Source organism: Telluria sp. PB2R4 (genome assembly GCF_059685695.1).
On record NZ_JCASIC010000003.1, the window covers coordinates 46921 to 69995 of the forward strand.

General features: G+C 65.4%; 22 protein-coding genes and 2 pseudogenes. 9 read left to right on the plus strand and 15 right to left on the minus strand.

All coding sequences use genetic code 11. The features are described from left to right. Positions 1-4: 4 nt before the first annotated feature. From aroKB to AC56LU_RS06365, 7 genes are all read right to left on the minus strand, one after another. Positions 5-1642: a bifunctional shikimate kinase/3-dehydroquinate synthase AroKB gene (aroKB, locus tag AC56LU_RS06335; protein WP_497175131.1), complete on the minus strand. Its 1638-nt coding sequence runs from the start codon at positions 1640-1642 to the stop codon at positions 5-7. A gap of 121 nt (positions 1643-1763) precedes the next feature. After that, positions 1764-3863, minus strand: coding sequence for an Ig-like domain-containing protein (locus AC56LU_RS06340; RefSeq protein WP_497174764.1), 2100 nt, complete (start codon positions 3861-3863; stop codon positions 1764-1766). Positions 3864-3903: 40 nt separating this feature from the next. Further along, positions 3904-6108: a type IV pilus secretin PilQ gene (locus AC56LU_RS06345; protein ID WP_497174765.1), complete on the minus strand. Its 2205-nt coding sequence runs from the start codon at positions 6106-6108 to the stop codon at positions 3904-3906. A gap of 8 nt (positions 6109-6116) precedes the next feature. Beyond that, on the minus strand, positions 6117-6653 hold the full coding sequence (locus AC56LU_RS06350) for a pilus assembly protein PilP (RefSeq protein WP_497174766.1): 537 nt from the start codon (positions 6651-6653) through the stop codon (positions 6117-6119). Then, positions 6650-7315, minus strand: coding sequence for a type IV pilus inner membrane component PilO (locus AC56LU_RS06355; protein ID WP_497174767.1), 666 nt, complete (start codon positions 7313-7315; stop codon positions 6650-6652). The genes AC56LU_RS06350 and AC56LU_RS06355 overlap by 4 nt, the downstream gene beginning before the upstream one ends. Further along, on the minus strand, positions 7312-7944 hold the full coding sequence (locus AC56LU_RS06360; RefSeq protein ID WP_497174768.1) for a PilN domain-containing protein: 633 nt from the start codon (positions 7942-7944) through the stop codon (positions 7312-7314). The genes AC56LU_RS06355 and AC56LU_RS06360 overlap by 4 nt, the downstream gene beginning before the upstream one ends. Next, positions 7944-9020, minus strand: coding sequence for a pilus assembly protein PilM (locus AC56LU_RS06365; protein WP_497174769.1), 1077 nt, complete (start codon positions 9018-9020; stop codon positions 7944-7946). The genes AC56LU_RS06360 and AC56LU_RS06365 overlap by 1 nt, the downstream gene beginning before the upstream one ends. A gap of 341 nt (positions 9021-9361) precedes the next feature. Here AC56LU_RS06365 and AC56LU_RS06370 point away from each other — a divergent pair, with 341 nt between their 5' ends. From AC56LU_RS06370 to AC56LU_RS06385, 4 genes are all read left to right on the plus strand, one after another. Next, positions 9362-11695, plus strand: a complete 2334-nt coding sequence (locus AC56LU_RS06370) for a penicillin-binding protein 1A (RefSeq protein ID WP_497174770.1) — start codon at positions 9362-9364, stop codon at positions 11693-11695. Between the two features lie 328 nt (positions 11696-12023). Continuing rightward, positions 12024-12470: a PRC-barrel domain-containing protein gene (locus tag AC56LU_RS06375; protein WP_497174771.1), complete on the plus strand. Its 447-nt coding sequence runs from the start codon at positions 12024-12026 to the stop codon at positions 12468-12470. 273 nt (positions 12471-12743) lie between these two features. Then, positions 12744-13091 carry a DUF5335 family protein gene (locus AC56LU_RS06380; RefSeq protein ID WP_497174772.1) on the plus strand — a complete coding sequence of 116 codons (348 nt, stop codon included), beginning with the start codon at positions 12744-12746 and terminating at the stop codon, positions 13089-13091. 39 nt (positions 13092-13130) lie between these two features. Then, complete coding sequence (locus tag AC56LU_RS06385; protein WP_497174773.1) at positions 13131-13325, plus strand: DUF1059 domain-containing protein; 195 nt, start codon at positions 13131-13133, stop codon at positions 13323-13325. Between the two features lie 13 nt (positions 13326-13338). Here the strand turns inward: AC56LU_RS06385 and AC56LU_RS06390 are convergent. Together AC56LU_RS06390 and AC56LU_RS06395 are read right to left on the minus strand one after the other, a co-directional pair. Continuing rightward, a pseudogene (locus AC56LU_RS06390) lies at positions 13339-13530 on the minus strand (EAL domain-containing protein); the annotation flags it as partial. Positions 13531-13575: 45 nt separating this feature from the next. Further along, positions 13576-14076, minus strand: a pseudogene (locus AC56LU_RS06395) (PAS domain-containing protein); the annotation flags it as partial. A 102-nt stretch (positions 14077-14178) separates the two neighbouring features. On the opposite strand from AC56LU_RS06395, the gene AC56LU_RS06400 reads away from it, so the two are divergent. Continuing rightward, positions 14179-15012 carry an aldo/keto reductase gene (locus tag AC56LU_RS06400; protein WP_497174774.1) on the plus strand — a complete coding sequence of 278 codons (834 nt, stop codon included), beginning with the start codon at positions 14179-14181 and terminating at the stop codon, positions 15010-15012. Positions 15013-15113: 101 nt separating this feature from the next. Here AC56LU_RS06400 and cyaY read toward each other — a convergent pair whose 3' ends face one another. Continuing rightward, positions 15114-15443 (minus strand): iron donor protein CyaY, encoded by a 330-nt coding sequence (gene cyaY / locus AC56LU_RS06405; RefSeq protein WP_497174775.1) that lies wholly within the window; start codon positions 15441-15443, stop codon positions 15114-15116. 41 nt (positions 15444-15484) lie between these two features. Here cyaY and lptM point away from each other — a divergent pair, with 41 nt between their 5' ends. Beyond that, complete coding sequence (lptM, locus tag AC56LU_RS06410) at positions 15485-15676, plus strand: LPS translocon maturation chaperone LptM (RefSeq protein ID WP_497174776.1); 192 nt, start codon at positions 15485-15487, stop codon at positions 15674-15676. Between the two features lie 11 nt (positions 15677-15687). Further along, positions 15688-16965, plus strand: coding sequence for a diaminopimelate decarboxylase (gene lysA, locus AC56LU_RS06415; protein WP_497174777.1), 1278 nt, complete (start codon positions 15688-15690; stop codon positions 16963-16965). 100 nt (positions 16966-17065) lie between these two features. On the opposite strand, the gene msrQ is transcribed toward lysA, so the two are convergent. The 4 genes from msrQ to AC56LU_RS06435 all read right to left on the minus strand — a co-directional run bounded on the left by msrQ (position 17066) and on the right by AC56LU_RS06435 (position 20838). Further along, positions 17066-17683 carry a protein-methionine-sulfoxide reductase heme-binding subunit MsrQ gene (gene msrQ / locus AC56LU_RS06420; protein WP_497174778.1) on the minus strand — a complete coding sequence of 206 codons (618 nt, stop codon included), beginning with the start codon at positions 17681-17683 and terminating at the stop codon, positions 17066-17068. Further along, entirely contained in the window at positions 17683-18654 is a 972-nt protein-coding gene (gene msrP / locus AC56LU_RS06425; RefSeq protein ID WP_497174779.1) for a protein-methionine-sulfoxide reductase catalytic subunit MsrP, read from the minus strand. Before msrP ends, msrQ begins: the two co-directional genes overlap by 1 nt. A gap of 127 nt (positions 18655-18781) precedes the next feature. Next, positions 18782-20155, minus strand: coding sequence for a heavy metal sensor histidine kinase (locus tag AC56LU_RS06430; protein WP_497174780.1), 1374 nt, complete (start codon positions 20153-20155; stop codon positions 18782-18784). Then, positions 20152-20838, minus strand: coding sequence for a heavy metal response regulator transcription factor (locus AC56LU_RS06435; RefSeq protein WP_497174781.1), 687 nt, complete (start codon positions 20836-20838; stop codon positions 20152-20154). Before AC56LU_RS06435 ends, AC56LU_RS06430 begins: the two co-directional genes overlap by 4 nt. 136 nt (positions 20839-20974) lie before the next feature. On the opposite strand from AC56LU_RS06435, the gene AC56LU_RS06440 reads away from it, so the two are divergent. Both AC56LU_RS06440 and uraH read left to right on the plus strand, forming a co-directional pair. Further along, positions 20975-21463 carry a GlcG/HbpS family heme-binding protein gene (locus tag AC56LU_RS06440; protein WP_497174782.1) on the plus strand — a complete coding sequence of 163 codons (489 nt, stop codon included), beginning with the start codon at positions 20975-20977 and terminating at the stop codon, positions 21461-21463. Between the two features lie 23 nt (positions 21464-21486). Further along, on the plus strand, positions 21487-21900 hold the full coding sequence (gene uraH, locus AC56LU_RS06445) for a hydroxyisourate hydrolase (protein WP_497174783.1): 414 nt from the start codon (positions 21487-21489) through the stop codon (positions 21898-21900). A 5-nt stretch (positions 21901-21905) separates the two neighbouring features. Here the strand turns inward: uraH and ccsB are convergent, their stop codons facing one another. Then, positions 21906-23072, minus strand: a complete 1167-nt coding sequence (ccsB, locus tag AC56LU_RS06450; protein WP_497174784.1) for a c-type cytochrome biogenesis protein CcsB — start codon at positions 23070-23072, stop codon at positions 21906-21908. Positions 23073-23075 lie beyond the last annotated feature (3 nt).

Below are 23075 nucleotides of genomic sequence, written 5' to 3' on the forward strand. Positions count from 1 at the left end.
GCATTCACTCCTTGGCGACGCAGGCGTCGAGCGTGGCCCGCAATACGTCCGGTGGCACCGTCGTGATCGACGGGCTGCCCAGGGGCTTGAGCAGGATGAACTTGATCGCCCCGCCCTCGTTCTTCTTGTCCACCGCCATCAGCTCGATCCAGCGCGCATGGCCGAGGTTCGGCGCCACGACCGGCAAGCCGGCCGCCTGCACCAGCTTGCGCACCCGCTCCACCGTGGCCGCGTCGACCAGCCCGAGGCGCGCCGACAGGTCGGCGGCCATCACCATGCCGCAGCCGACGGCTTCGCCGTGCAGCCAGTTGCCGTAGCCCAGGCCCGATTCGATCGCGTGGCCGAAGGTGTGGCCGAAATTGAGCACGGCGCGCAGGCCGCCTTCGCGCTCGTCCTTGCGCACCACCTCGGCCTTGATCTCGCAGGAGCGCGCGATCGCGTAGGCCATCGCTTCCGGCTCGCGCGCCGCCAGGCGGGCGATGTTGGCCTCGATCCAGTCGAAGTAGGCGGCGTCGAGGATGGCGCCATGCTTGATCACCTCGGCCAGGCCGGCCGCCAGCTCGCGCGGCGGCAAGGTGTCGAGGGTGGCGGTGTCGGCGATCACGGCGCGCGGCTGATAAAAAGCGCCGATCATGTTCTTGCCGAGCGGGTGGTTGATGCCGGTCTTGCCGCCCACCGAGGAATCGACCTGCGACAGCAGCGTGGTCGGCACCTGGACAAACGGCACGCCGCGCATGTAGCTGGAGGCTGCGAAGCCGGCCAGGTCGCCGATCACGCCGCCGCCCAGCGCCACGATCGTGGTCTTGCGGTCGCATTTGGCCCCCAAGAGCGCGTCGTACACCAGGTTCAGCGACTGCCAGGTCTTGTGCTCCTCGCCGTCGGGAAGGACGATCTCGACCACCTCGCGGCCGGCGGCGCGCAGGGCGCCGGCCACGCGCGCCAGGTACAGTGGCGCGACGGTGGTGTTGGTGACGATGGCGGCCTTGCCGCCGTCGATGTGGCGCGCGAGCAGCGCCGCGTCGTCCAGCAGCCCGGGGCCGATCGTGATCGGGTAGCTGCGTTCGCCCAGCTCGACGTTGAGGATGGTGGGTGCCTGTCGGTTCATTGCGTTCATCGGGTCGCTTGCCAGCCGGCGCGCCTGGGCCGACGCATAAGCGGCTTCCTGGGCGGCGAGCTGGTCCAAAATGGTCTGTACCATCGATTGTACGTTAGGTCGGCCGGTATCGATGACCAGGTCCGCGATCTCGCGGTACAGCGGGTCGCGCTGGGCCAGCAGCTCCTCGAGCCTGGCGCGCGGGTCGGCGGTCTGCAGCAGCGGGCGGTTCTTGTCGTGCGCGGTACGCTGCAGGATGCTGCCGATCGAGGCGCGCAGGTAGATCACGGTGCCGCGCTCGGCCAGCAGCGCGCGGCTGGCCGGGTGCAGCACGGCGCCGCCGCCGGTGGCCAGCACCAGGCCGTCCTGCGCGCTCAGCTCGCGGATCATGTCCGCCTCGCGCCGGCGGAAACTGCCCTCGCCCTCGATCTCGAAGATCCACGGGATCGTGGCGCCGGTGCGGGCCTCGATCTCGTGGTCGGAATCGACGAAGCGCATGCCGAGCTTGCGCGCCAGCTGGCGCCCGATGGTGGTCTTCCCCGCCCCCATCAGGCCGACCAGGAAGATATTGTTGTTCTTGGGATGAGGCACTGCCAGGTCCGCAGAAATAAAAAAAGACGGCCAGTATAGACTGGCCGCCTTCCATTACACCAAAAAATGCGCGGTGAACTTAGTTGGATTTGAACGTGAATGCGCTGACCAGGCCTTTTGGCGTCGCCACACGAACCACGACGCTGCCGGCAGCGCAGGCGGTGTCCGGCTTGATGGTCACATGGTGAATCGTGCCGCCGGCGGCGTTGGTCGAGGCGACGACGTTCGGCAAGAACTCCGACAAGGACAGCTTGTTCGCATCGCCGCCCGTCACGCTGGTACCAACAGGCAAGGGATTATTGTTGTCGTCGAACAGACGGAACGAGAGACGCTGCTCGGAACAGCTTGCTCCTGCGACGCCCGAGATGATTGTCGGGTCGCCATCGGCGGCAGTCCAGTCGCGGCAGGTCGATCCGCTGCATACCTGGCGCGTCAGCTTGGCATCCGAACCGCTGAACGTGATCTCGATCGAACGGCGGATGTAGTTCAGCCCCCATTTGCCGTCGCCGGCGGCACTGTAGCTGCTGCGATTGTAAGGGAATGGCAGATCGCCCTTGTTGGCATCGTACCCGCCATCGCCCGGCTTGGCGTCGAGGAAAGCGTCGGCCATGTCGCCTTCCAGACCAGAGGCCACATCAGGGAATTTTTCACCAGTGCCGGCCGGGCAGACATCCACCAATGGACGGTAAGGCGAGGCGCCAGTGTAGCCACGGCAGGTGTACTGGCCGTCGCCGTTCTCATCGATGAAATTCTCGACACCTTGGACATAGGCAAGTACGGTGACTCGGCCGTCGCGCGGCCGAAAATCCTGGGTGCGCAGGTCGACGGTGCAGCCACCGTTCGAGGTGACGCAGGCGCCCTGAGCGGAGCTGCCGACTGCGCCGCCTTCGGTAACGAAGTTGACGGCGGTGTTATCCGACACCGGGTTGCCGTACTGGTCGGCCAACAGGACGGTGATCCTGCTGATCTCGTTATCGTAACGGCCCTCGAGGTTGTACTTGTCGGCGCTCATCGACATGAACTTCTGCATCGGCAAGCCGGTCGAGATGGTGAGGGTATCCGACAGGCCGCTGATTTTGACGCCGTTGCGGCTGGCTTCGGCGATGACGCGCACCGGCGTTGGGATCGTACCTGACGACACCATGGTCATGACGTTGCCGTTGGAATCGGTGGTGGCGCGCGCCGGCGATACCGACAGGCCGCCAGTACTGGTGGTGGGACTGAAGTCCACGTCCACGCCCTGCAGGCCATTGCCGTGTTGGTCAACGACACGGAAACTGATCTGGGCCGCCTCGGTCCGGCCCTGGCCGCCCGAACCCTTCAGCACGATCGAGCTTCCCGACACGCTGCTGCCGGAGAACTGAATGGCGCCGATGTTGGCGGCGCCGACCGGAATGTCGATGCTCTGCGAGGAATTACCGATCGAGACCGTGATGCGGTCAGTGCCGCGCAGGCAGCCGTTGTTGGTATAGGTGGCCGTCTGGATGCCGTTGGCAAAACTGCCCGGAACCAGGGTCGCGGTGCCGTCACCCACGCACACGGAACTCATGACGATGCCGGGCGCCTCGGTCGCGGGCTGGCCGCCGCTCGACACTGGAATGCGGAGCGCGACGGTGCTGAAGGCCGGCAACGTGCCGGTCGGCGCGGGCATGAAGGCCAGTGTGCCAACCGTACGCGGGGCGGCGCCGACCGCGATATTGCTGGTGGCGGTGGCGGTCTTGCTCTCCACCACCGAGGTCGCGGTGATCGCCGTCGCGCCGGCCGAATCGACGCTGGCCGGCTTGACCGACACAACGGCCACGCCATTGGCGTCGGTCAGCGCCGAGGCGCTCGCCGGCGTGAAGCTCACCAGCGCGGTCTCGCTGGCGGCGAACTTGACGATGACGTTCGCGGCCGGCTTGCCGGCCGCGTCCAGCACGGTCGCCTTGACCGACGCGCTCTGGCCGCCGGACAGCGAGGTGATGGCGGCGCCGCTGCCGTCGGTCAGCGCGAGGCTGACTTTCGGGTCGCTGGTGACCGGCGTGGTCGGGGTGGTCGGCGTGGTCGGGGTGCCGCCGGTGCCGGTGCCGCCGCTGTTTCCGGTGCTGCCCGGATTACCGCCGCCGCCGCCGCAGGCCGACAGCGTTGCCGCCAGCAGCAGGGCCAGGCCGCCGCGCTTGTACAGAGTGTTCTCGTTCATGTGATAGCGTTTGTTTTGATTATTGAACAGGGGTTGCGGCTCAGCGGCCGGCAGCGGCGTCCGTCACGATCTTCGGCGTGATGAACACCAGCAGTTCCGTCTTGGTGCTTTCGCGGCCGGTCGTCTTGAACAGGTAGCCGACCAGCGGCACGTCGCCCAGGAACGGCACCTTGGTCTCGTTGTTGCGCTCGGTCTGCTGGTAGATGCCGCCCAACACCACCGTGCCGCCGTTCTCGACCATCACCTTGGTCTTCACGTGCTGCGTGTTGATGGCCGGGCCGGCGCGGGTCTCCTCGCCCTTCGAATCCTTGTTGACGTCGACCTCGAGCACGACGTTGCCGTCCGGGGTGATCTGCGGCGTCACTTCCAGGCGCAGGTTGGCCTTCTTGAAGGTGATCGAGGTCGCGCCGCTGCTGGTGGCGACCTGGTACGGCAGTTCGATACCCTGTTCGATCACGGCGACCTGCTTGTCTTCGGTGACCACGCGCGGGCTCGAGATGATCTTGCCCTTGCCGTCGGCTTCCAGCGCCGACAGTTCCAGGTTGAGGAAGCGGTTGGCGGCCGAGTTGAACAGGCTGAAGGCCAGCGAGGACGGGTTGATGCCGCCGATCGGCGCGGCCGGCAGGTTGACCATGGTGGTATTGGTCCAGGCATTGCCCTCGTCCGGGGTCTGGCCGGTGACCTGGCCCACGCCCTGCAGGTTGCCGCCGATGGCGACGCGCTCGTTGCCCTTGACCTGCCATCCCGCATCGCCGCCGCGCACGCCGCGCAGGTCGGCGAAGCCCAGCTTGGCGCCGAGGTTGCGCGAGAAGCCGTCGTTGGCTTCCACCAGGCGCGCCTCGATCAGCACCTGCTTGGATGCGACGTCGGTCTTCAGGATCAGCTTGCGGATGTCTTCGATCTTGGCGGCGACGTCGGTCACGAACAGCTGGTTGGTACGCGGATCGATGATGGCGCTGCCGCGCTTGGACAGCACGCGGTTCTGGTTGCCGGCCTCGGCGGAGGCGGCGCCGTTGGCGTCCAGGCCGAACACGGTGCGGAAGGCCTCGACCTTCTGGTAGTTCAGCTGGAAGATCTCGGAGCGCAGCGGTTCGAGGTCGGCGATCTGGGCGCGCTGTTCGAGCTCGAGTTTTTCCTTGGTCAGCAGTTCTTCGCGCGGCGCGATCCACAGCACGGTGCCGTTCTTGCGCATGTCCAGGCCCTTGGCCTGCAGGACGACGTCGAGCGCCTGGTCCCAGGGCACGTCGCGCAGGCGCAGGGTCAGGTTGCCGGTGACCGAATCGCTGGTGATGATGTTCAGGCCCGAGATGTCGGCGATCGCCTGCAGCGCGGCGCGCACTTCCACGTTCTGGAAGTTGAACGACAGCTTCTCGCCGCGGTAGCCGGCGGCGTTGCCGCCCGGACGGTTCGGATCTTCCTTGACCGGGCGCACATCGACGATCAGCTGGGTATCGCTCTGGTACACCGACTGTTCCCATGCGCCTTTCGCTTCGATGGTCATGCGCACGTTCTCGCCCTGAATGGCGGTGGTCACGCGCGACACCGGGGTGCCGAAGTCGGTCACGTCGAGGCGGCGGCGCAGCGATTCGGGCAGGCCGGTGCGCAGGAAGTCGACGATCACGCCGTTGGCGGTCTGGCGCACGTCGACGCCGACCTGGCCGTTGGGCAGGTCGACCACCACGCGGCCCTCGCCATTGCTGCCGCGGCGGAAGTCGAGGTCGCGCAAGGTCTGACGGGCAGCGGGCGGCACATTGCCCGACACCGGCAAGCCGGACGCGTTCACGGCCTGGGCCACGCCGCCCGAGCCCTCGACGGTGACGATCACCGACTTGCCGTCGATGGCGGTGGCGTAGTTCAGGGCGCGCGCCATGTTCAGCACCAGGCGGGTGCGCTCGCCGGCCTGCACCACGTTCACGCTGCGCACGTCACCGAGGTTGATGTCCTGCGACGCCTTGCCGGTGGCATTGGTGGTGGCGCCGAAGTCGAGCGCGATGCGCGCCGGGTTGGTGATCGAGAAGCCGATCGGCGGCTTGGCGGGCGCCTCGCGCATGGCGATGTTCAGGACCACGTTGGCGCCCTGCTGGTTGGCGGTGATCGATTCGATCGCGTTCACGGGCACCTGCGCCTGGGCAGCGGCCGCGCCCAGCGCGAGCAGCACCGGCAGCACGATCCGGGCAGACCGCGCGCAGCGCGACAGCCAGGCCGGCATGGTGATGCGGATGGTGCGAATGTGTTGCGTGTTCATGCCTGGGCTCATTTCCCGCTCTCCTTGCTTTCCGCCAGCTCGATCGTCGCCTTACGCTCGACCCAGTCGCCGGTGGCGTCCTGCATAACTTCCCTGATGTCGATCGCGCCGTCGCTGATGCGCGTGACCAACCCGTGATTCTGTCCGATGCGCTGGCCTGCCTTGATCCTGTAGAGCTGCGCGTCGATCTGCACCAGCGCGTAGCTGACGCCGCCCTTCTGCAGCGTGCCGACCATGCGCATGGTGTCGAGCGGGTAGTTCTCGAGCACCTCGCGCGGACGGCTGTCGTCCGGCTGCAGCGGGTCGGTGCTGCTTGCCGCCACCCTTGCCATTTCATTGACCAGCTTGGCGTCGCTGAACGGCTCGACCGCTTCGCCCGGATTGTAGGCGTAGGGAACGAATTCCTTCGGCTCCGGCAGCGGCTTCACCGCCGGCACGGTCTCGCGCTCGATCTGCTTCATCCAGTCGCGGACTTCCTGGACGTCGCCGTCGCCGCAGCCCGCCAGCAGCGCCAGCACGCCGAATGCGATTAATGTACGCATCATTTGGCCGCCCCTCCCTTGGTCTTCTTGTCCTTGCGCGCCTTCTTCTGCGCGCCGATCTCGTCCGAGTCGAGGTAGCGGAAGGTCTTGGCCACCGCCTCCAGCTGCAGCGCGCCCTCCTTCGTGCTCAGGACCATGTTGTTGAGCGTGACGATGCGCGGCAGGTTGGCCATGTCCGCGGCGAAGGCGCCGACGTCGTTGTACTTGCCGGTCACCTTGATGTCGATCGGCAGCTCGGCGTAGTAATCGCGGATCACTTCCTGGCCCGGCTTGAACAGCTCGAACTGCAGGCCGCGGCCGACGCCAGCCTGGTTGATGTCGGACAGCAGGTCCGCCATTTCCGACTTGCTCGGCAACTGCTTCTCGAGGCGGACGACGTACTGGTCCACCTGCGCCTTCTGGGCCTGCAGGGCGTCGAGGTTGATGGCCTGGGCCATCTTGATGCGGTATTCGTCGCGCAGGCTGGCTTCCTGGGCGGCGCCGGCTTCCTGTTCGATGAACTGGCCGTCCCAGTAGAAGAAGTAGCCGAGGCCGATGACGGCAGCCATCACGCCGGCCGCGCACAGCAGGCGCGGGGCCAGCGGCCACTGACCAGGCTGGCGGCCCTGCAGGTCCTGGAATTGCGCGGCGAGCTGGGCGCCGAGGTCTTTGAGATCGATATTCATGGTGCTCCCGCTGCCTTGGCGGCGCCTTGCGCCGGCACGCCGGTGCCGGTCCTGGCGTCCGCATCCTTTTCGCCCGGGCGCTTGATCGCCACGACCATGTGGAACTCGACCACCTTGCGGCTGGCCTTTCCTTGTCCCACGGTAGCGACCCGTACTTCGGTCAGATTCGGGTGCTCCAGCCACGGCGAGGCGCCGGACACGTTGCGCAGCAGTTCGGCGACCCGCTCCTGCGACTGGGCGTAGCCGTTCAGCGTCACCTTCTGGCCGTCCTGGCGGAACGACTTCAGGTACACGCCGTCCGGCGTCTGGCGCACCAGTTCGTCGAGCAGGTAGACCGGCTGGTTGCGGTCGCTCTGCAGGTCCTCGACCGCCTGCTGGCGCGCCTTCAGGGCCTCGATTTCTTCCTTGAGGGTCTTGATCTGGCCGATCTTCTTGTCCAGTTCCGCGCTGGCCTGCTTGAGCACCAGGTTGCGTTCGTTCTGGACCGAGATGCGGCTGGCATTGTAGGCGCCGACCAGCAGCACCACGGCGGCGCCGGCCGCGCCGCCCGCCGCCAGCATGGCCACGAACGCCGCCTGCTTCTGCTTGCGTTTGGCTTCGCGGTGGGGTAACAGGTTAATACGGATCATCAGCCGAACCTCCGCAGGGCCAGGCCGCAGGCCACCAGGTAGGCCGCGCCTTCCTGGCGCAACTGGTGTTCGCGCACCAGCGGGCCGTAGGACATGCCTTCGAACGGCGCCACGACGCTGCTCGGGATGCGGCTGCGGCTGCCGATCAGTTCGAGCAGGCCCGGCAGCGCGGCGCAGCCGCCGGCCAGGTAGATCTGGTCGATCCGGGTGTAGGGCGTGGAGGTGAAGAAGAACTGGATCGCGCGCGTGACTTCCAGCGCGGCGCTTTCCAGGAAGGGCGCAAGCAGCTCGGCGCGGTAGTTCTCCGGCAGGTCGTCGGCGCGCTTGCGGTTCTCCGCTTCCTCGAACGAGAGGCCGTAGGCGCGCACGATGTCCTGGGTCAGCGTATTGCCGCCGAAGGGCTGCTCGCGTTCGTAGATGGTGTCGCCGTCCTGCAGCACCGACACGTGGGTGGCCTGGGCGCCGATCTGGAACAGGGCCACGATCTGGCCCGGCTTGGCGCCCGGATGATCTTGCGTGAGCCGGCCGAGCGCGGCGCGCGCGGCGTAGGATTCGATGTCCATCACGGTGGCGGTGAGGCCGGCCGCTTCGGCAATCGCCACGCGGTCCTCGACCTTCTCGCGGCGCGCCGCGGCCAGCATGACTTCCATGTCTTCGCTCGAGGCCGGGGCCTGGCCGATCACGTCGAAGTCGAGACTGACCTCATCGAGTGCGAACGGGATGTACTGGCTGGCTTCCGACTCCACCTGCACTTCCAGCTGGTCTTCCGACAGGCCGGCAGGCAGGATGATTTTCTTGGTGATGACCGCGGCCGGCGGCATGCCCAGCGCCACATGCTTGGCCTTGGTGCCGCTTTTCTTCCAGACGCGGCGCACGGCCTCGGCCACCTGGTCGATGTTTTCGATGTTGCCGTCCACGACCGCGCCACGCGGCAGCGGTTCGGCGGCATAGCGCTCCAGACGGAACACACCCTTGCCGGCATCTTCCAGCTCGACCAGGCGAACACTGGAAGTGCTGATATCGAGCCCGGCCAGCGGCGGGCTGGATTTTCCGAACAAGGAACCTAGATTGATCACGAGCGTACTCCTCGGCTGCCCTTCCCACTGATGCGGGATAAGTATTGAACGCCCGCTTGGGGGATTTCTCTGTTAAAACCGTTGCTTAGTGCATATATATGAGGCACCGCGTTAGATCGTAGCGAAAAGGATTCACCCAGACAAGATATTTCTATGAGGGAACACATTAATCCGGCGCGTCCGCGCCACACTCTGGCAGAGAGTGTTATCACCCCTGCTACGACCGTTTCCGCCTTGATATTGTTTATCGTGTGAAGACTTAAGTTTGGGCTCAGCCATACGTGTATCGGGCATAAAACGGCTGCTTTATAATGAGGCGGTTCAACCAAGCGAAAGCCAGCATGAAAGAGAAACAAGCGTCCAAGGCGGGCGCATCGAAATACAGTCCAAAGCGCCTGATCCTGATGGCGCTCGGCGCCCTCAGCGGCCTGGCGGTCATCGGCGTCCTGGTGCTGGTGTTCGCGCTCGCGATGGCCTATCCGAACCTGCCCGCGCTCGACACCATTACCGACTACCGGCCGAAGATGCCGCTGCGGATCTTCACCGCCGATAACGTCCTGATCGGCGAATTCGGCGAGGAACGCCGCACCCTCGTGCGCTTCAAGGACATCCCGGACGTCATGAAGAAGGCGGTGCTGTCGATCGAGGACGACCGCTTCTATGAGCACAGCGGCATCGACTACTGGGGCATCCTGCGCGCGGCGTTCCGCAACGCCACTACCAGCACGCGCCAGGGCGCCTCGACCATTACCCAGCAGGTGGCGCGCAACTTCTTCCTGTCGTCCGAGCAGACCATGAAGCGCAAGGCCTATGAAGCGCTGCTGGCCTGGAAGATCGAGAAGAACCTGAGCAAGGACCAGATCCTCGAGCTCTACATGAACCAGATCTACCTGGGCCAGCGCGCCTTCGGCTTCCAGTCGGCGGCCCAGATCTACTTCGGCAAGGACCTGCGCGACATCAGCGTGGCCGAAGCCGCGATGCTGGCCGGCCTGCCGAAAGCGCCGTCCGCCTACAACCCGGTGGTCAACCCGACCCGCGCCAGGACCCGCCAGCAATACATCCTGCAGCGCATGCATTCGCTCGGCTACATCACCGACGCCCAGTACGCGCAGGCCAAGGACGAGCCGCTCAAGATCAAGACCGACAGCACCGCCTTCGGCGTGCACGCCGAGTACGTGGCCGAGATGGCGCGCCAGCTGGTCTACGAGCAGTTCAAGGAAGACACCTACACGCGCGGCCTGAACGTGTTCACCACCATCACCAAGGCCGACCAGGACGCGGCCTACCTGGCGGTGCGCCGCGGCGTGATGGACTACGAGCGGCGCCAGGCCTATCGCGGGCCGGAGTCGTATATCGACATACCGAAGAACAAGACCGAAGCGGATGAAGCCATCGAGGCCGAGCTGGCCGAACATCCCGACAGCGACAATCTTATTGCAGCCATTGTGCTGCAGGCCTCGCCGTCGAAGGTGACCGCCACCATCGCCTCGGGCGAGACCATCGAGATCAGCGGTCCGGGCCTGTCCTTCGCCAAGTCCTGGCTGTCCGAGAAGGCGGCGCCGAACCGCCGCCTGCGCCGGGGCGCCGTGATCCGCGCGATGCAGGACGACGAATCGAAATGGGTCATCACCCAGATGCCGGAAGTGGAATCGGCCTTCGTTGCGGCCAGCACCGAGGACGGCGCGATCCGTGCGCTGGTCGGCGGCTTCGACTTCAACCGCAACAAGTTCAACCACGTGACGCAAGCGTGGCGCCAGCCGGGCTCCTCGTTCAAGCCCTTCATCTATTCGGCGTCGCTCGAGCGCGGCCTGTCGCCGGCGACGGTCATCAACGACGCCCCGATCAGTTTTGACGCCGGCCAGACCGGCGGCCAGGCCTGGGAACCGAAGAACTACGACAACAAGTACGAAGGCCCGATGACCATGCGGCGCGGCCTGACGCAGTCGAAGAACATGGTCTCGATCCGCATCCTGAACAAGATCGGCGCCCGCTACGGCCAGGAATTCGCAACCCGCTTCGGCTTCGACGCCGACCGCAACCCTGCCTACCTGACGCTGGCCCTGGGCGCCGGCGCGACCACACCGCTGCAGATGGCCGGCGCCTACGCCGTGTTCGCGAACGGCGGCTACCGCATCAGCCCCTACATCATCTCGAAGGTGACCGACAGCGACGGCAAGGTGCTGTCGGAAGCGCGTCCGGAGCGCGCCGGGATCGAGGCCAACCGCGTGATCGACGCGCGCAACGCCTTCCTGGTCGACAGCATGCTCAAGGACGTGGTGCGCTACGGCACCGCGACCAAGGCGATGTCGCTGAAGCGCACCGACCTCGCTGGCAAGACCGGCACCACCAACGATTCCGTCGACGCCTGGTTTGCCGGCTACCAGCCGAAGCTGGTGGGCATCGCCTGGATCGGCTACGACCAGCCGAAGAACCTCGGCAACCGCGAGACCGGCGGCGGCCTGGCCCTCCCGATCTGGATCGGCTACATGGGCAAGGCGCTCAAGGGCGAAGAAATGGTCGAACGCGAAGTGCCGCCGGGACTGGTGCTGGCTAATGGCGAGTACTACTACGCCGAGACGCCGCCGGGCACCGGAGTGCATTCGCTCGACGTCGGCCCGCCGCCCGCGCCGGCCGAGCAGAAGCAGCGCGACGCGGTGAGGAACGAGTTGTTCTGATTGTTGACCATTTGGTAAAAACCGGATGCCGTTCAGGCTAGCCTGAACGGCATCGTCGTTTGTGGGTCGATGCCGGACGATCTCGATGACCGCGCTGCCTGCCATGACCCGGGATGCAGCACCACCTTAGGAGGCGTGCTCCGCCACGTGTTCGCGCACTGGCATCAGGCACGTGTCCGATATAAACCGGAACTTAGCTCGCCGCCCCCCGTCCTACGGATTACTGACGTCTTCAAACGCACGGGGACACGGCATGGAAGCATGAGTCGCGGGCACAAGCGTCCCGCAATTTGAACTGAAAGAATTGGCTAACTAGGAAGGACACGTCATGAAACGCATGATTGCAGTGTTAACGATGTCGCTTGTTCCCCTCTGGATTGGCGTCGCATCGGCACAGGCGCCGGCGCAGTCGGGCGCGCAGCCCCCCGCCGCTCCGGTCGCCGGCACGACGCCTCTCGGCGTCACCGTGGTGGAGATGGAAGCGGCTGTCGTCGGCTGGAGCGCCAAGCGAGACTTGCTCGGCAAGACCGTGGTCAACGACAAGAACGACAAGATCGGCAAGGTCGACGACCTGATCATTTCTCCAAGCAAGGATGGCAAGTCGCCCGCAGCCTCGTATGCCATTATCGGCGTGGGTGGCTTCCTGGGCATCGGCAAACGGGACGTTGCCATCCCGGCGGCGCAGTTGAAGGTCCAGGATAAAAAACTGAGCTTGCCTGGTGCGACGAAGGATGCACTGAAGGCCTTGCCGCCATTTGAGTACCAGGGCAGGTAAGCCTGCCCTGGGGGGGAAGCATGGCGGAGCTCGGTGTGCTCTTCCCGATCGAGGCGTTCAGCGGCAACCAGCATTTTGTCCTGCGGTTTCTCGAGACGGTACGCTCGATCGGTGTCAACCACGTCGGCCACCCAACCCTGAGCCATACTGGGGTTCCTGCACGATCAAGTACCTTGATAAAACTCAAACTCACGACCGGGTATCGGACTACGGTGGTAAGTTCCTTGCGCCGGCGGTACCGGTGCGAATGAGCAAGATGCAGAGGCAAACATCATGGCTACGACGAAACTCGATAAAGTGGCATGGCAGAAAACCTTCGACCAGATGTCGACATCGCAGCTGGTCGGCAAGGAGGTCGACATCGAAGTGATCGGGCTACAAATCGGCGCCCAGATCGAGCAGGAGTGGATTCAGTTGCTGGGCATTACCTACGACCCCAAGAACGATCTCATCGAAATTCTCGTCGAGGGCCTCGATCACCTGATCCGCAAGCCGCGCGAAGTCTGGGTCGATCATGGCGCCGCCGGACTGGGGAGCATCGAAGTGATCGACGCCGACGACGTGCGTCAGATTATCCGGCTGCGCGAGCCGCTGATGCTACCCTTCTCCGGCACGGCGTGATGCAGCTACGGATCAATCAGGAGCAAGCAGGAGTTCATCATGGCACGCAAATATATCGATTGCCGCGCCGTCCCCAGCACGACCAATTGCAGCGTGACGATCGCGGCCGATAGCGAACAGGAGTTGCTGGATGTGGCGGTCCAGCACGCCGTGGCACAGCACGGCCACCCGGACACGCCGGAACTCCGCAACCAGTTGAAGCAGGCAATGCACGAAGGTATCCCGCCTCCCTAGAAAGGGCAGCCACTCAGAACTGCTCCGCCGTCACCGGTCTCCCGAACAGGAAGCCCTGAAACGCACGACATCCGTGCATGGCGAGAAAGTTCCGCTGGTCCGCCGTTTCCACGCCTTCCGCGATCGCTTCCAGTCCCAGCGTGTGGCTTAGCCCAAGGATCGTGCGCGCGGTCGCGGCGTCGTTCGGGTCGGTGAGCACGTCGCGCTCGGTGGTAAAGGTGGCGAGGCCTTCCTCCGTGGGGAAGATGCGCACGTCCTTCCATGCCTGCAGCGGGGAATAGTATTCCTCGAACGCAGTCGGCTGCCTGCGCTCCATCGCCGACTCGTACTGCGCCCCGAAATCCGTCCCCGCCAGCTCCGGATGCGCATCCCACAGTACCTTGCCGAGCAACTCGTGGCGCGGGCGCCTCAGCAGCCGCTCGGCCGCTTTGTTCAGGTACGTGAACCGCCATTGCCTGTCCAGCGTGTAGAACGCATCGGCCATGGCTTCCAGCGTCCCCAGGAGCGTGCGCGACATCGCCTGCAACGTTTCGATCGATTGCCGTATCTCCGTGATGTCCTGTAGTGTCTCTGCGAGGCTCAGCTTGCCGGTATCGTCGCGGCACGGCACCCCATGGAAGCGCACATGGCGTACCGTACCGTCTGGCTGGCTAGTGTCGGCTCGCCGGCACGCTACGCGAAGGAGCTGGTGATTTGTTATGCTGTCCTCAGTTTCAGGCACCAGAAAGTCCCTCCCGCGCGTCACGACCATCCGCGCAACAAGGCTATCGCAGGAGAGCAGCCATGAGCGGCACAGTGAGATGGACGTGGGACCTGCAGCAGCTGTGGAGGCTCAAACATGACAGGAACAATCATGCGCAACACGCAACTTCCTTCCGGAGAGCAGGTGCCGGTGCTCGGCCTGGGGACCTGGCACATGGGCGAGCATCCCGAACGCCGCCAGGACGAACTCGATGCGATACGGTTCGCCATCGACAACGGGATGAAACTCATCGACACCGCGGAAATGTACGGCGACGGCGCCGCCGAGGAACTGGTCGGCGAGGCGCTCGGCGGCCGCAGGGCCGATGCCTTCATCGTCAGCAAGGTGCTGCCCCACCATGCGTCGCGGCGTGGAACGGTCGCCGCCTGCGAGAACAGCCTGCGCCGGCTGGCCACCGATTACCTTGACATGTACCTGCTGCACTGGCCTGGCGCGATTCCGCTCGAAGAGACGCTGGAGGCCTTCGATGCACTGCTGCGCACGGGGAAAATCCGTTACTGGGGCGTCAGCAATTTCGACACGCCGGACATGGAGGAACTGGCCGCCCTGCCTGGAGGGAATGGGGTGGCGACCAACCAGGTGCTGTATAACCTGATGCGGCGCGGCGTCGAGTTCGACCTGATGCCCTGGTGCGGGCAGCGGAGACTTCCCATCATGGCGTATTCTCCGCTCGAGCAGGGACGCCTGCTCGGCAATCCCGAGCTGCTGCGTCTTGCGCAAGACTATTCCGCCACGCCCGCACAGATCGCTTTGCGATGGGTATTGCGCAACGACTCGACGATCGCGGTGCCGAAGGCCGGCACACCTCGGCACGTCAGGCAGCTTCGCAGCGCGCTCGACATACCGCTGTCGCCGCAGGACATCGCGGCACTGGATCGTGCCTTCCCGCCCCCAAGACGGAAAATGCCGCTGGAAATGATCTGACGCTTAGCGCGACGGCGCGAACACCGCGCGCACGCAGCCGTCTTTCGTATGCCTGAACATGTCGTAGGCAGCCTGCAGGCTGCCATGTCGAGAGCTCCGGCTCAGCCCAGCGCCACCGGCGCCCCGCCCTGCTCCGTCACATACTGCGACAGCGAGGCGAACAGTTCGGTATCGTCACGCGTGTTGCGCCACTGGTCGCCCACGCGCTTGTAGTGGAAGCCGCCCGAGCGCGCCGCCACCCACATTTCCTGCAGCGGGGCCTGGCTGTTGATGATGATCTTCGACGCGTTGTCGAGGAATTCGACTTCCAGAACATTGCCGCTGCGCTTGCACTCGACGTCGATCACGTCATCGTCATTGAGCTTGTCGAGGCAGGCCTCGATGCGGTCGAGGGTGCTTTCGGCCAGCGCCAAAAATTCGGATTCGGTCATGCTACACTCCAAAGTCTGCTAATCAAACCACCATTCTAATCGTGAAGTCCACCATCGCACTTCTTTCCAGCGCGGCCGTGTTTGCCGCCCTGGCCGGCTGTGGCCAGACGGGGCCGCTCTACATGCCGAATCCGCCCGCCAAGCCGGATCCCGCTGCCACTGCCGCCGCCAATCCACTGCCTGCCCAGCCAGTTCCATCCAACAACGCCTCCGTCCCGGCCCCGACCAAATAAAGCTCGTCTCCATGTCGCATTTCCAGTACCAGAACGGCGTCCTGCACGCCGACAGCGTTTCCCTGTCCGCCATCGCCGACGAGTTCGGCACGCCGACCTACGTCTATTCGAAAACCGCGCTGCTGGAAAACTTCGGCGCCTATGCCGATGCCTGCCGCGGCCGCGATGCGCTCGTGTGCTATGCGATGAAGGCCAATTCGAACCTGGCCATCCTCGACCTGCTGGCGCGTGCCGGCGCCGGCTTCGACATCGTCTCGGGCGGCGAACTGCTGCGCGTGATCGCGGCCGGCGGCGACCCGGGCAAGACCATCTTCTCGGGCGTCGGCAAGACCGTCGACGAGATGCGGCTGGCGCTGGAAAAAGGCATCCTGTGCTTCAACGTCGAATCGATCCCCGAGCTGCATCGCCTCAACGACGTGGCCGGCAGCATGGGCAAGCGCGCACCGGTCTCGCTGCGCGTGAATCCGAACGTGGACGCCAAGACCCACCCCTACATCGCCACCGGCCTGAAGGCCAACAAGTTCGGCGTGGCCTTCGACGACGCGCTGGAGACCTACCGCGCAGCAAGCGCGCTGCCGAACCTGGACGTGGTCGGCATCGACTGCCATATCGGCTCGCAGCTGCTGGACGATGCGCCGCTGCTGGAAGCGCTGGACAAGCTGATCGAGCTGATCGACACCCTGGCGGGCGAAGGCATTGTGCTGCACCACTTGGACATCGGCGGCGGCCTGGGCGTGAACTACGGCGCCGAAGGCGACAAGCCGCCAGTGCCGGTGGGCGACTACCTGGGCCGCCTGTTCGCCCGCATCGACGCCTGGCGCGCCGAAAAACATGAGGGCAGGCCGATCAAGGTGATCTTCGAACCGGGCCGCTCGATCGTGGCCGATACCGGCGTGCTGCTCACCAGGATCGAATTCCTGAAGCCGGGCGTGGAAAAGAACTTCGCCATCGTCGACGCGGCCATGAACGACCTGATGCGCCCGACCCTGTACCAGGCCTGGATGGGCGTGCAGCCGGTCAGCCCGCGCGAAGGCGACAAGCTGAGCTACGACGTGGTGGGCCCGGTGTGCGAATCGGGCGACTGGCTGGCGCGCGAGCGCGCGCTGAACGTCGAGCCGGGCGACCTGCTGGCGATCATGACCGCCGGCGCCTACGGCATGACCATGGCCTCGAACTACAACACCCGCGGCCGCGCGGCCGAGGTGATCGTCGATGGCGACACGGTGCATGTGATTCGCCAGCGCGAGAATCCGGCGGATTTGTTTGCCCTCGAGTCCATGTTGAAGTAACCCGTAGGGTGGGCGGGTTTCCCGCCCACGCGTTCAAATCTCGGCAGCACTGTGGTAACGCGTTCTTTAGTTGAACGCGTGGGCGGCATAGCCGCCCACCCTACGCGATCGCGGTCTTCTTTGCGTACTTCCAATACACGCGCATCCCCAGCAGCACCGCCACGATCACCCCAAAAATGATCGGCTCCTGGAAATCGTTCTTCCCCGCCTTCATCCACCAGAAATGCAGGATGCCCAGCGGCGCGATCAGGTAGATCAGCCGGTGCAGCCATTGCCAGCGCTTGCCGCCCAGGCGCCTGACCATGGCATTGGTGCTGGTCGCCGCCAGCGGAATCAGCAAGACAAACGCGATGAAGCCCACCGTGATGAAGGGCCGCTTGAGCACATCCTTCAGCATCCCTGCGATGTCGAAGAAATGGTCGAACCAGAAGAAGCAGGTGAAGTGCAGCAGCGCGTAGAAGAAGGCGAACAGCCCCAGCATGCGGCGCAGCTTGATGATCCAGTTCCAGCCGCTCAGGCGCCGCAGCGGCGTCACCGCCAGGCCGATGCACAGGAAGTACAGGGTCCAGTCGCCGGTACCGCGCGTGAGGTATTCGAGCGGCTCGACCGGCACCTGCCGCACCACCAGCCAGGCCATGCGCAGGAACGGCAGCAAGGCCAGCGCGAACACGGCCACCTTGATCGCCGTGAGCTGTTTCGGCGAGGGCGTGAAGGCCATCAGAAGAACTTCTTCAGGTCCATGCCGCCGTACAGCGACGCGACCTGGTCATAGCCGTTGAACATCAGGGTCTTGCGCTTGGCCTTGAAGAAGCCATCCTCGCCGATGCGGCGTTCGCTGGCCTGCGACCAGCGCGGGTGGTCGACATTCGGGTTCACGTTCGAATAGAAGCCGTATTCGTTCGGCGCCGAGTCGTTCCAGGCGGTGCGCGGCTGGCGGCTCACCAGGCGAATCCTGACGATCGACTTGGCCGACTTGAAACCGTACTTCCACGGCACGACCAGGCGCACCGGCGCGCCGTTCTGGTTGGGCAGCACCTGGCCGTACATGCCGACCGTGAGCAAGGTGAGCGGGTGCATGGCCTCGTCCATGCGCAGGCCTTCGACATACGGCCAGTCGAGCACCGGGCTGCGCAGCCCCGGCATTTGGCGGCGATCGGCCAGGGTGGTGAATTCGACGAACTTCGCATTGCCCGTCGGCTCGACCTGCTTCAGGATGGTCGAGAGCGAATAGCCGACCCAGGGAATCACCATCGACCAGCCCTCGACGCAGCGCAGGCGGTAGATGCGCTCCTCCAGCGGCGCGAGTTTCAGGATGCGGTCGATGTCGAGCGTAACGGGCTTCTTCACCTCGCCCTCGATCGTCACCGTCCATGGACGGGTGCGCAGCGTGTGCGCGTTCTCGGCCGGGTCGCCCTTGTCCAGGCCAAACTCGTAGAAGTTGTTGTACGAGCTGGCGTCCTTGAAGGAAGTCTGCTGTTCCTGGGTGGACAGGGCCGCGTTGCGCGCGGCGGGGAGTTTCACGCCTTGCGCGAAGGCTTCGCGGTTGGCCATCTCCCACATGCCGCTGCCCACCGCGGCGGTGGCGGCGATGCGGGCGATGAACTGCCGGCGGCCTTCATAGACCTCGCGCGGCGTGATCTCGGACGGATACGGGAGGTCGATCCCGTTCGGACTGCGTTTGAAAAGCATGGTGGACTCCGCTGCAGTAGAGACATCAGATTACACCAGGTGGCTTAAGTGCACGTTAGCACCCCAACCAGCCCGGCAAGGAGGCGGCCCGGCGCCTGGACAAAAGTGCGTCAGGCCGCCTGCTCGCCTACCCGCAAGGAAAGGCAAGCGTGAAACGGGTTTCGGGACCATCGGCGCCTACACTTGCCTTACCGCCGTGCAGGGTCATGATGGCGTTGACGATGGATAGACCCAGGCCGGTCGAGCCCTCGGCGTCGCTGCGCGCGCTGTCGACCCGGTAGAAGCGTTCGAACAGGTGTACCAAGTGTGCGCGCGGGATGGGTGCGCCGCGGTTGGTCACGCTCAGCTCCATCATGCCGCCACGCTCCTGCGCCTGCAGCGTGATCACGCTGCCCTCGTCGGCATGGCGCACCGCATTCGACACCAGGTTGGCCAGCGCCCTGCGCACCAGCGCGGGGTCCGCCGGGAAACTACCTTCTCCGGCACAGTGCAGGCGCAGGCCCCGCTCCTCGGCCATGCCCTCGTAAAAATTCGCCACCCGCTGCAGTTCGTCCAGCGCCACCAGCGGCCTGCGCACCAGGATGACTTCGTCCTGGCCCGCGCGCGCCAGGAACAGCATGCTGTCGATCATGCGGGCAAGCCGCTCCAGTTCCTCGATGTTCGATCCGACCAGGGCTTCGTATTCCGCCGTACTGCGCGCCTGCGCCAGCATCACCTGGCTCTGGCCGATCATGTTGGCGACCGGCGTGCGGAATTCGTGCGCCAGGTCGGCGGAAAAACCCGACAGCCTTGCATACCCCTCCTCCAGCCTGCCCAGCATGGCATTGAAGGCGTCGATCAGCGGACGCAGTTCCGCCGGCGCCGCGGCGATGTCGAGCCGCTGCGCCAGCTTGCCGGGTGCGACCTGCGCGGCATGCTCGGCCACCTTGCGCAGGGGACGCAGGCCGCGGTGCAGCATCAGGGCCGCCAGCACGGCGGCGGCCAAGGCGCCGACGGCGCCTGCGGCGACGATCCGTTCGCGGTAGCGGGCAAACATGGCCGTGCGCTCGCCGTAGACGCGCGCCACCACCACGGTCACCGGCAGTGCACCCAGGCGCGCCTTGCCCGCCACGACGCTGCCGGGAATACTGCCGCGCGCCGTCCATCGGCTCAGCACTGTGGGTTCCGGAGAAGGCAAGGGGAAGCGTTCTCCGGACGGGTTGATGTCGGCCAGTACCGCATTGCCGGGCGCAAGGATGCGCACCAGGGAGTTTTCCTGGCCGCTCATGGTGTCGCGGAAGAAGTCGGGCTGCGAGCGCACCAGCTCGGCCGCGCCCGGCCTGCCCAGCAGGATCTGGATCTGGCGCAGCTTGCCCAGCAGCTGGAGATCGTCGCGCCGCGTGATCTCGGCCACGAAAGCGTGGTACAGGTAGGCGCCCAGGCCGGCCGTGGTCAGCGCTACGAGCAGCACGAACATGGCAGTGACCTGCAGGGTGAGCGAGTGCCGCAGGGCGCCTGTCATGGCTGGGCCTGCGCTTCGCAGACATAGCCCATGCCACGCCGCGTGTGGATCAGCTTTTGCGGGAAGGGATCGTCGATCTTGCGCCGCAGGCGGCGCACGGCGGCATCGATGACGTTGGTATCGCTGTCGAAGTTCATGTCCCATACCTGGGAAGCGATCAGCGCGCGCGACAAGACCTGCCCCTGGCGCCGCGCCAGCAGGTGCAGCAGGGCGAATTCCTGGGCGGTCAGGGCAATGGTGTCGCTTCCACGGCGCACCCGGCGCCGCAGCACGTCGATCTCGAGGTCGGCGATCCGGATCAGTTCCTCCTCGCGTACCGGACCGCGCCGCAGCAGCGTACGGATGCGCGCCACCAGTTCGACGAAGGCGAAGGGCTTCACCAGGTAGTCGTCGGCTCCGAGCTCGAGCCCGCGCACGCGGTCCTGCACTTCGTCGCGCGCCGTCAGGAACAATACCGGCACTTGCTCGGTTGCCGGATCGGCCCGCAGGGCCTCCAGCACTTGCCAACCGTCCATGCGCGGCAGCATGACGTCCAGCACCACCAGCTCCAGCTCCTCTTCGCGCGCAATCGCCAGGCCATCGCGGCCGTTGCGCGCCAGCCGGACGCCAAAGCCCGACTCGGCCAGGCCGCGCAGCAGGTAGTCGCCGGTTTTCGGCTCGTCTTCGATCACGAGGATGGTCATGGCGCTGGATGGAAACAAAACCCCATTCTAGGCCGATCCCGCCTGGCCAAACATGACAACTTTGTCATCCGGCAGTCATGCGGGCGTCGGGGCCGCCCTGCGACCATGTGCTTCGTTTCCACATCGACAGACCACCATGCCCAAGAACACCTTCCTCCTACTCGCCCTGCTGGCCACCTTGCCGGCCCACGCCGGGCTGGACCAGCATCCGGACCTGGACCTGAAAGCGGCCAGGCGCCTGGCCGACGGCGCCCAACAAGCCTGCCGCAGCCAGGGACGGGCAATTGCCGTCGCGGTGCTCGACCGTGGCGCGCACGTGCTGGTGCTGCAGCGCGAGAGCAGCGTCGGTCCGCACAATGCCGAAGCGAGCCGGCGCAAGGCCTATACGGCCCTGTCGACCCGCAAGCCTACCCTGGCGCTGGCGCGCGATGCCCAGTCCACACCGGATGCGCGCAACCTGGCCAACCTGCCCGAATTGCTGCTGCTCGGCGGCGGCGTCCCCCTGCTGGTGCAGGGCAAGCCGGTCGGCGCGATCGGCGTCGCCGGCGGCGGCGGGGCTGTGAACGACCATGCCTGCGCGCTCGCCGCCCTCAAGGCCGTGCCCGAACTCGATCAAGTCCAATGATGCATTTATCCAAGGAGAACACCATGCGCACCATCCAGCACCTCGCCCTCGCCGCCACCCTCGCCTGCTCTGCCCTGACGGCGAGCGCCGCCGCGCAGAATCCGCTGAGCGTCCACGTCCTCGATCTGCAAAGCGGAAAACCGACCGCCGGCATCGCGGTCACGCTGGAGCGGCAGGTGGATGGAAAATGGCGCGAACTGGCCAGCGGCGTCACCAATGCGCAGGGCCGGGTTGCCGCCCTCTATCCGGAAGGCCAGGCGATGCCGGCCGCGCAGTACCGGATCGTGTTCAAGACCGGCGAGCACTACGCCCGCCAGGGGCAGCCGACCTTCTTCCCGCGCATCCCGGTCGAATTCACCGTGGATGCGCCGGCGCAGCACTATCACATCCCCTTGTTGCTAAGCCCCTTCGGCTACTCGACCTACCGAGGCAACTGAGGCGTTTACAGTTCGCCGTAGGAGTGCAGCCCCGACAGGAACATGTTCACGCCCAGGAAGGCGAAGGTCGTCACCAGCAGGCCCACCACCGACCACCACGCCGCCACGCGGCCGCGCAGGCCCGACATGAGGCGCATGTGCAGCCAGGCCGCGTAGTTGAGCCAGACGATCAGGGCCCAGGTTTCTTTCGGGTCCCAGGACCAGTAGCCGCCCCAGGCTTCGGCTGCCCACAGCGCGCCCAGGATGGTGGCGACGGTGAAGAACGCGAAGCCGACCGAGATCGACTTGTACATGACGTCGTCCAGCACCTCCAGGCTTGGCAGGCGGTCGGCCAGGATGCCGTGCGATTTCAGCAGGTAGGCGGTGCCGACCATGGCGGCCAGCGCGAAGGTGCCGTAGCCGATGAAGTTGGCCGGCACGTGGATCTTCATCCACCAGCTCTGCAGCGCCGGCACCAGCGGCTGGATCTGGGCGGCGTCGCGCGACACCGTGTACCACAGCAGGAAGCCCACCGCGGCCGCGATGATCAGGAGCACGAAGGCGCCCAGCTGGCGGGTGGCGTAGCGCTGCTCGTAGTACAGGTAGAACATCGCGGTGATGATGGCGAACAGGATGAACACTTCGTACAGGTTCGACACCGGAATGTGGCCGACGTCGGGGCCCATCAGGTAGGACTCGTACCAGCGCACCATCATGCCGACCGAGCCCAGCACCACGCCCGCCCAGCACAGCTTGCTGCCGATCGCGCCGCCGAATTCCGAGCGGCTGAGCAGGCCCAGCCAGTAGAACACGGTCGAGAACACGAACAGCGCGCTCATCCACAGGATGGCGGACTGGCTCGACAGCATGTATTTCAGGAAGAATTTCTGGTTGGCGGCATCGATGGCGCCGCCGTACAACGAGATCGCCCACAGCGACAGCACGGCCACCAGCGGCATCAGCCAGCGCATCGGCTTCCAGTGCCAGCCCAGCAGCGCGAAGGTGGGCGCGCTGAGCACCAGGATCACCTGCTCATAGATGTCCATGTGGTGCGCGTAGCGGTTCAGCGCGAACAGCGCAGCAGCCAACAGGCCGGCGCCGTACAGCCAGTCGATCGCGTTCAGGCCGCGGAAGAAACCCGGCTGCTGGACATAGGCTTGCGTCTGGCCCGCTTGATTTTGCGACAGTTCCATCAT

Coding starts and splice junctions, on each gene's coding strand:
- aroKB (WP_497175131.1), bottom strand. CDS start 1,642: ATGGGGGCGGGGAAGACCACCATCGGGCGCCAGCTGGCGCGCAAGCTC.
- AC56LU_RS06340 (WP_497174764.1), bottom strand. CDS start 3,863: ATGAACGAGAACACTCTGTACAAGCGCGGCGGCCTGGCCCTGCTGCTG.
- AC56LU_RS06345 (WP_497174765.1), bottom strand. CDS start 6,108: ATGAACACGCAACACATTCGCACCATCCGCATCACCATGCCGGCCTGG.
- AC56LU_RS06350 (WP_497174766.1), bottom strand. CDS start 6,653: ATGATGCGTACATTAATCGCATTCGGCGTGCTGGCGCTGCTGGCGGGC.
- AC56LU_RS06355 (WP_497174767.1), bottom strand. CDS start 7,315: ATGAATATCGATCTCAAAGACCTCGGCGCCCAGCTCGCCGCGCAATTC.
- AC56LU_RS06360 (WP_497174768.1), bottom strand. CDS start 7,944: ATGATCCGTATTAACCTGTTACCCCACCGCGAAGCCAAACGCAAGCAG.
- AC56LU_RS06370 (WP_497174770.1), top strand. CDS start 9,362: ATGAAAGAGAAACAAGCGTCCAAGGCGGGCGCATCGAAATACAGTCCA.
- AC56LU_RS06375 (WP_497174771.1), top strand. CDS start 12,024: ATGAAACGCATGATTGCAGTGTTAACGATGTCGCTTGTTCCCCTCTGG.
- AC56LU_RS06380 (WP_497174772.1), top strand. CDS start 12,744: ATGGCTACGACGAAACTCGATAAAGTGGCATGGCAGAAAACCTTCGAC.
- AC56LU_RS06385 (WP_497174773.1), top strand. CDS start 13,131: ATGGCACGCAAATATATCGATTGCCGCGCCGTCCCCAGCACGACCAAT.
- AC56LU_RS06400 (WP_497174774.1), top strand. CDS start 14,179: ATGCGCAACACGCAACTTCCTTCCGGAGAGCAGGTGCCGGTGCTCGGC.
- cyaY (WP_497174775.1), bottom strand. CDS start 15,443: ATGACCGAATCCGAATTTTTGGCGCTGGCCGAAAGCACCCTCGACCGC.
- lysA (WP_497174777.1), top strand. CDS start 15,688: ATGTCGCATTTCCAGTACCAGAACGGCGTCCTGCACGCCGACAGCGTT.
- msrQ (WP_497174778.1), bottom strand. CDS start 17,683: ATGGCCTTCACGCCCTCGCCGAAACAGCTCACGGCGATCAAGGTGGCC.
- msrP (WP_497174779.1), bottom strand. CDS start 18,654: ATGCTTTTCAAACGCAGTCCGAACGGGATCGACCTCCCGTATCCGTCC.
- AC56LU_RS06430 (WP_497174780.1), bottom strand. CDS start 20,155: ATGACAGGCGCCCTGCGGCACTCGCTCACCCTGCAGGTCACTGCCATG.
- AC56LU_RS06435 (WP_497174781.1), bottom strand. CDS start 20,838: ATGACCATCCTCGTGATCGAAGACGAGCCGAAAACCGGCGACTACCTG.
- AC56LU_RS06440 (WP_497174782.1), top strand. CDS start 20,975: ATGCCCAAGAACACCTTCCTCCTACTCGCCCTGCTGGCCACCTTGCCG.
- uraH (WP_497174783.1), top strand. CDS start 21,487: ATGCGCACCATCCAGCACCTCGCCCTCGCCGCCACCCTCGCCTGCTCT.
- ccsB (WP_497174784.1), bottom strand. CDS start 23,072: ATGGAACTGTCGCAAAATCAAGCGGGCCAGACGCAAGCCTATGTCCAG.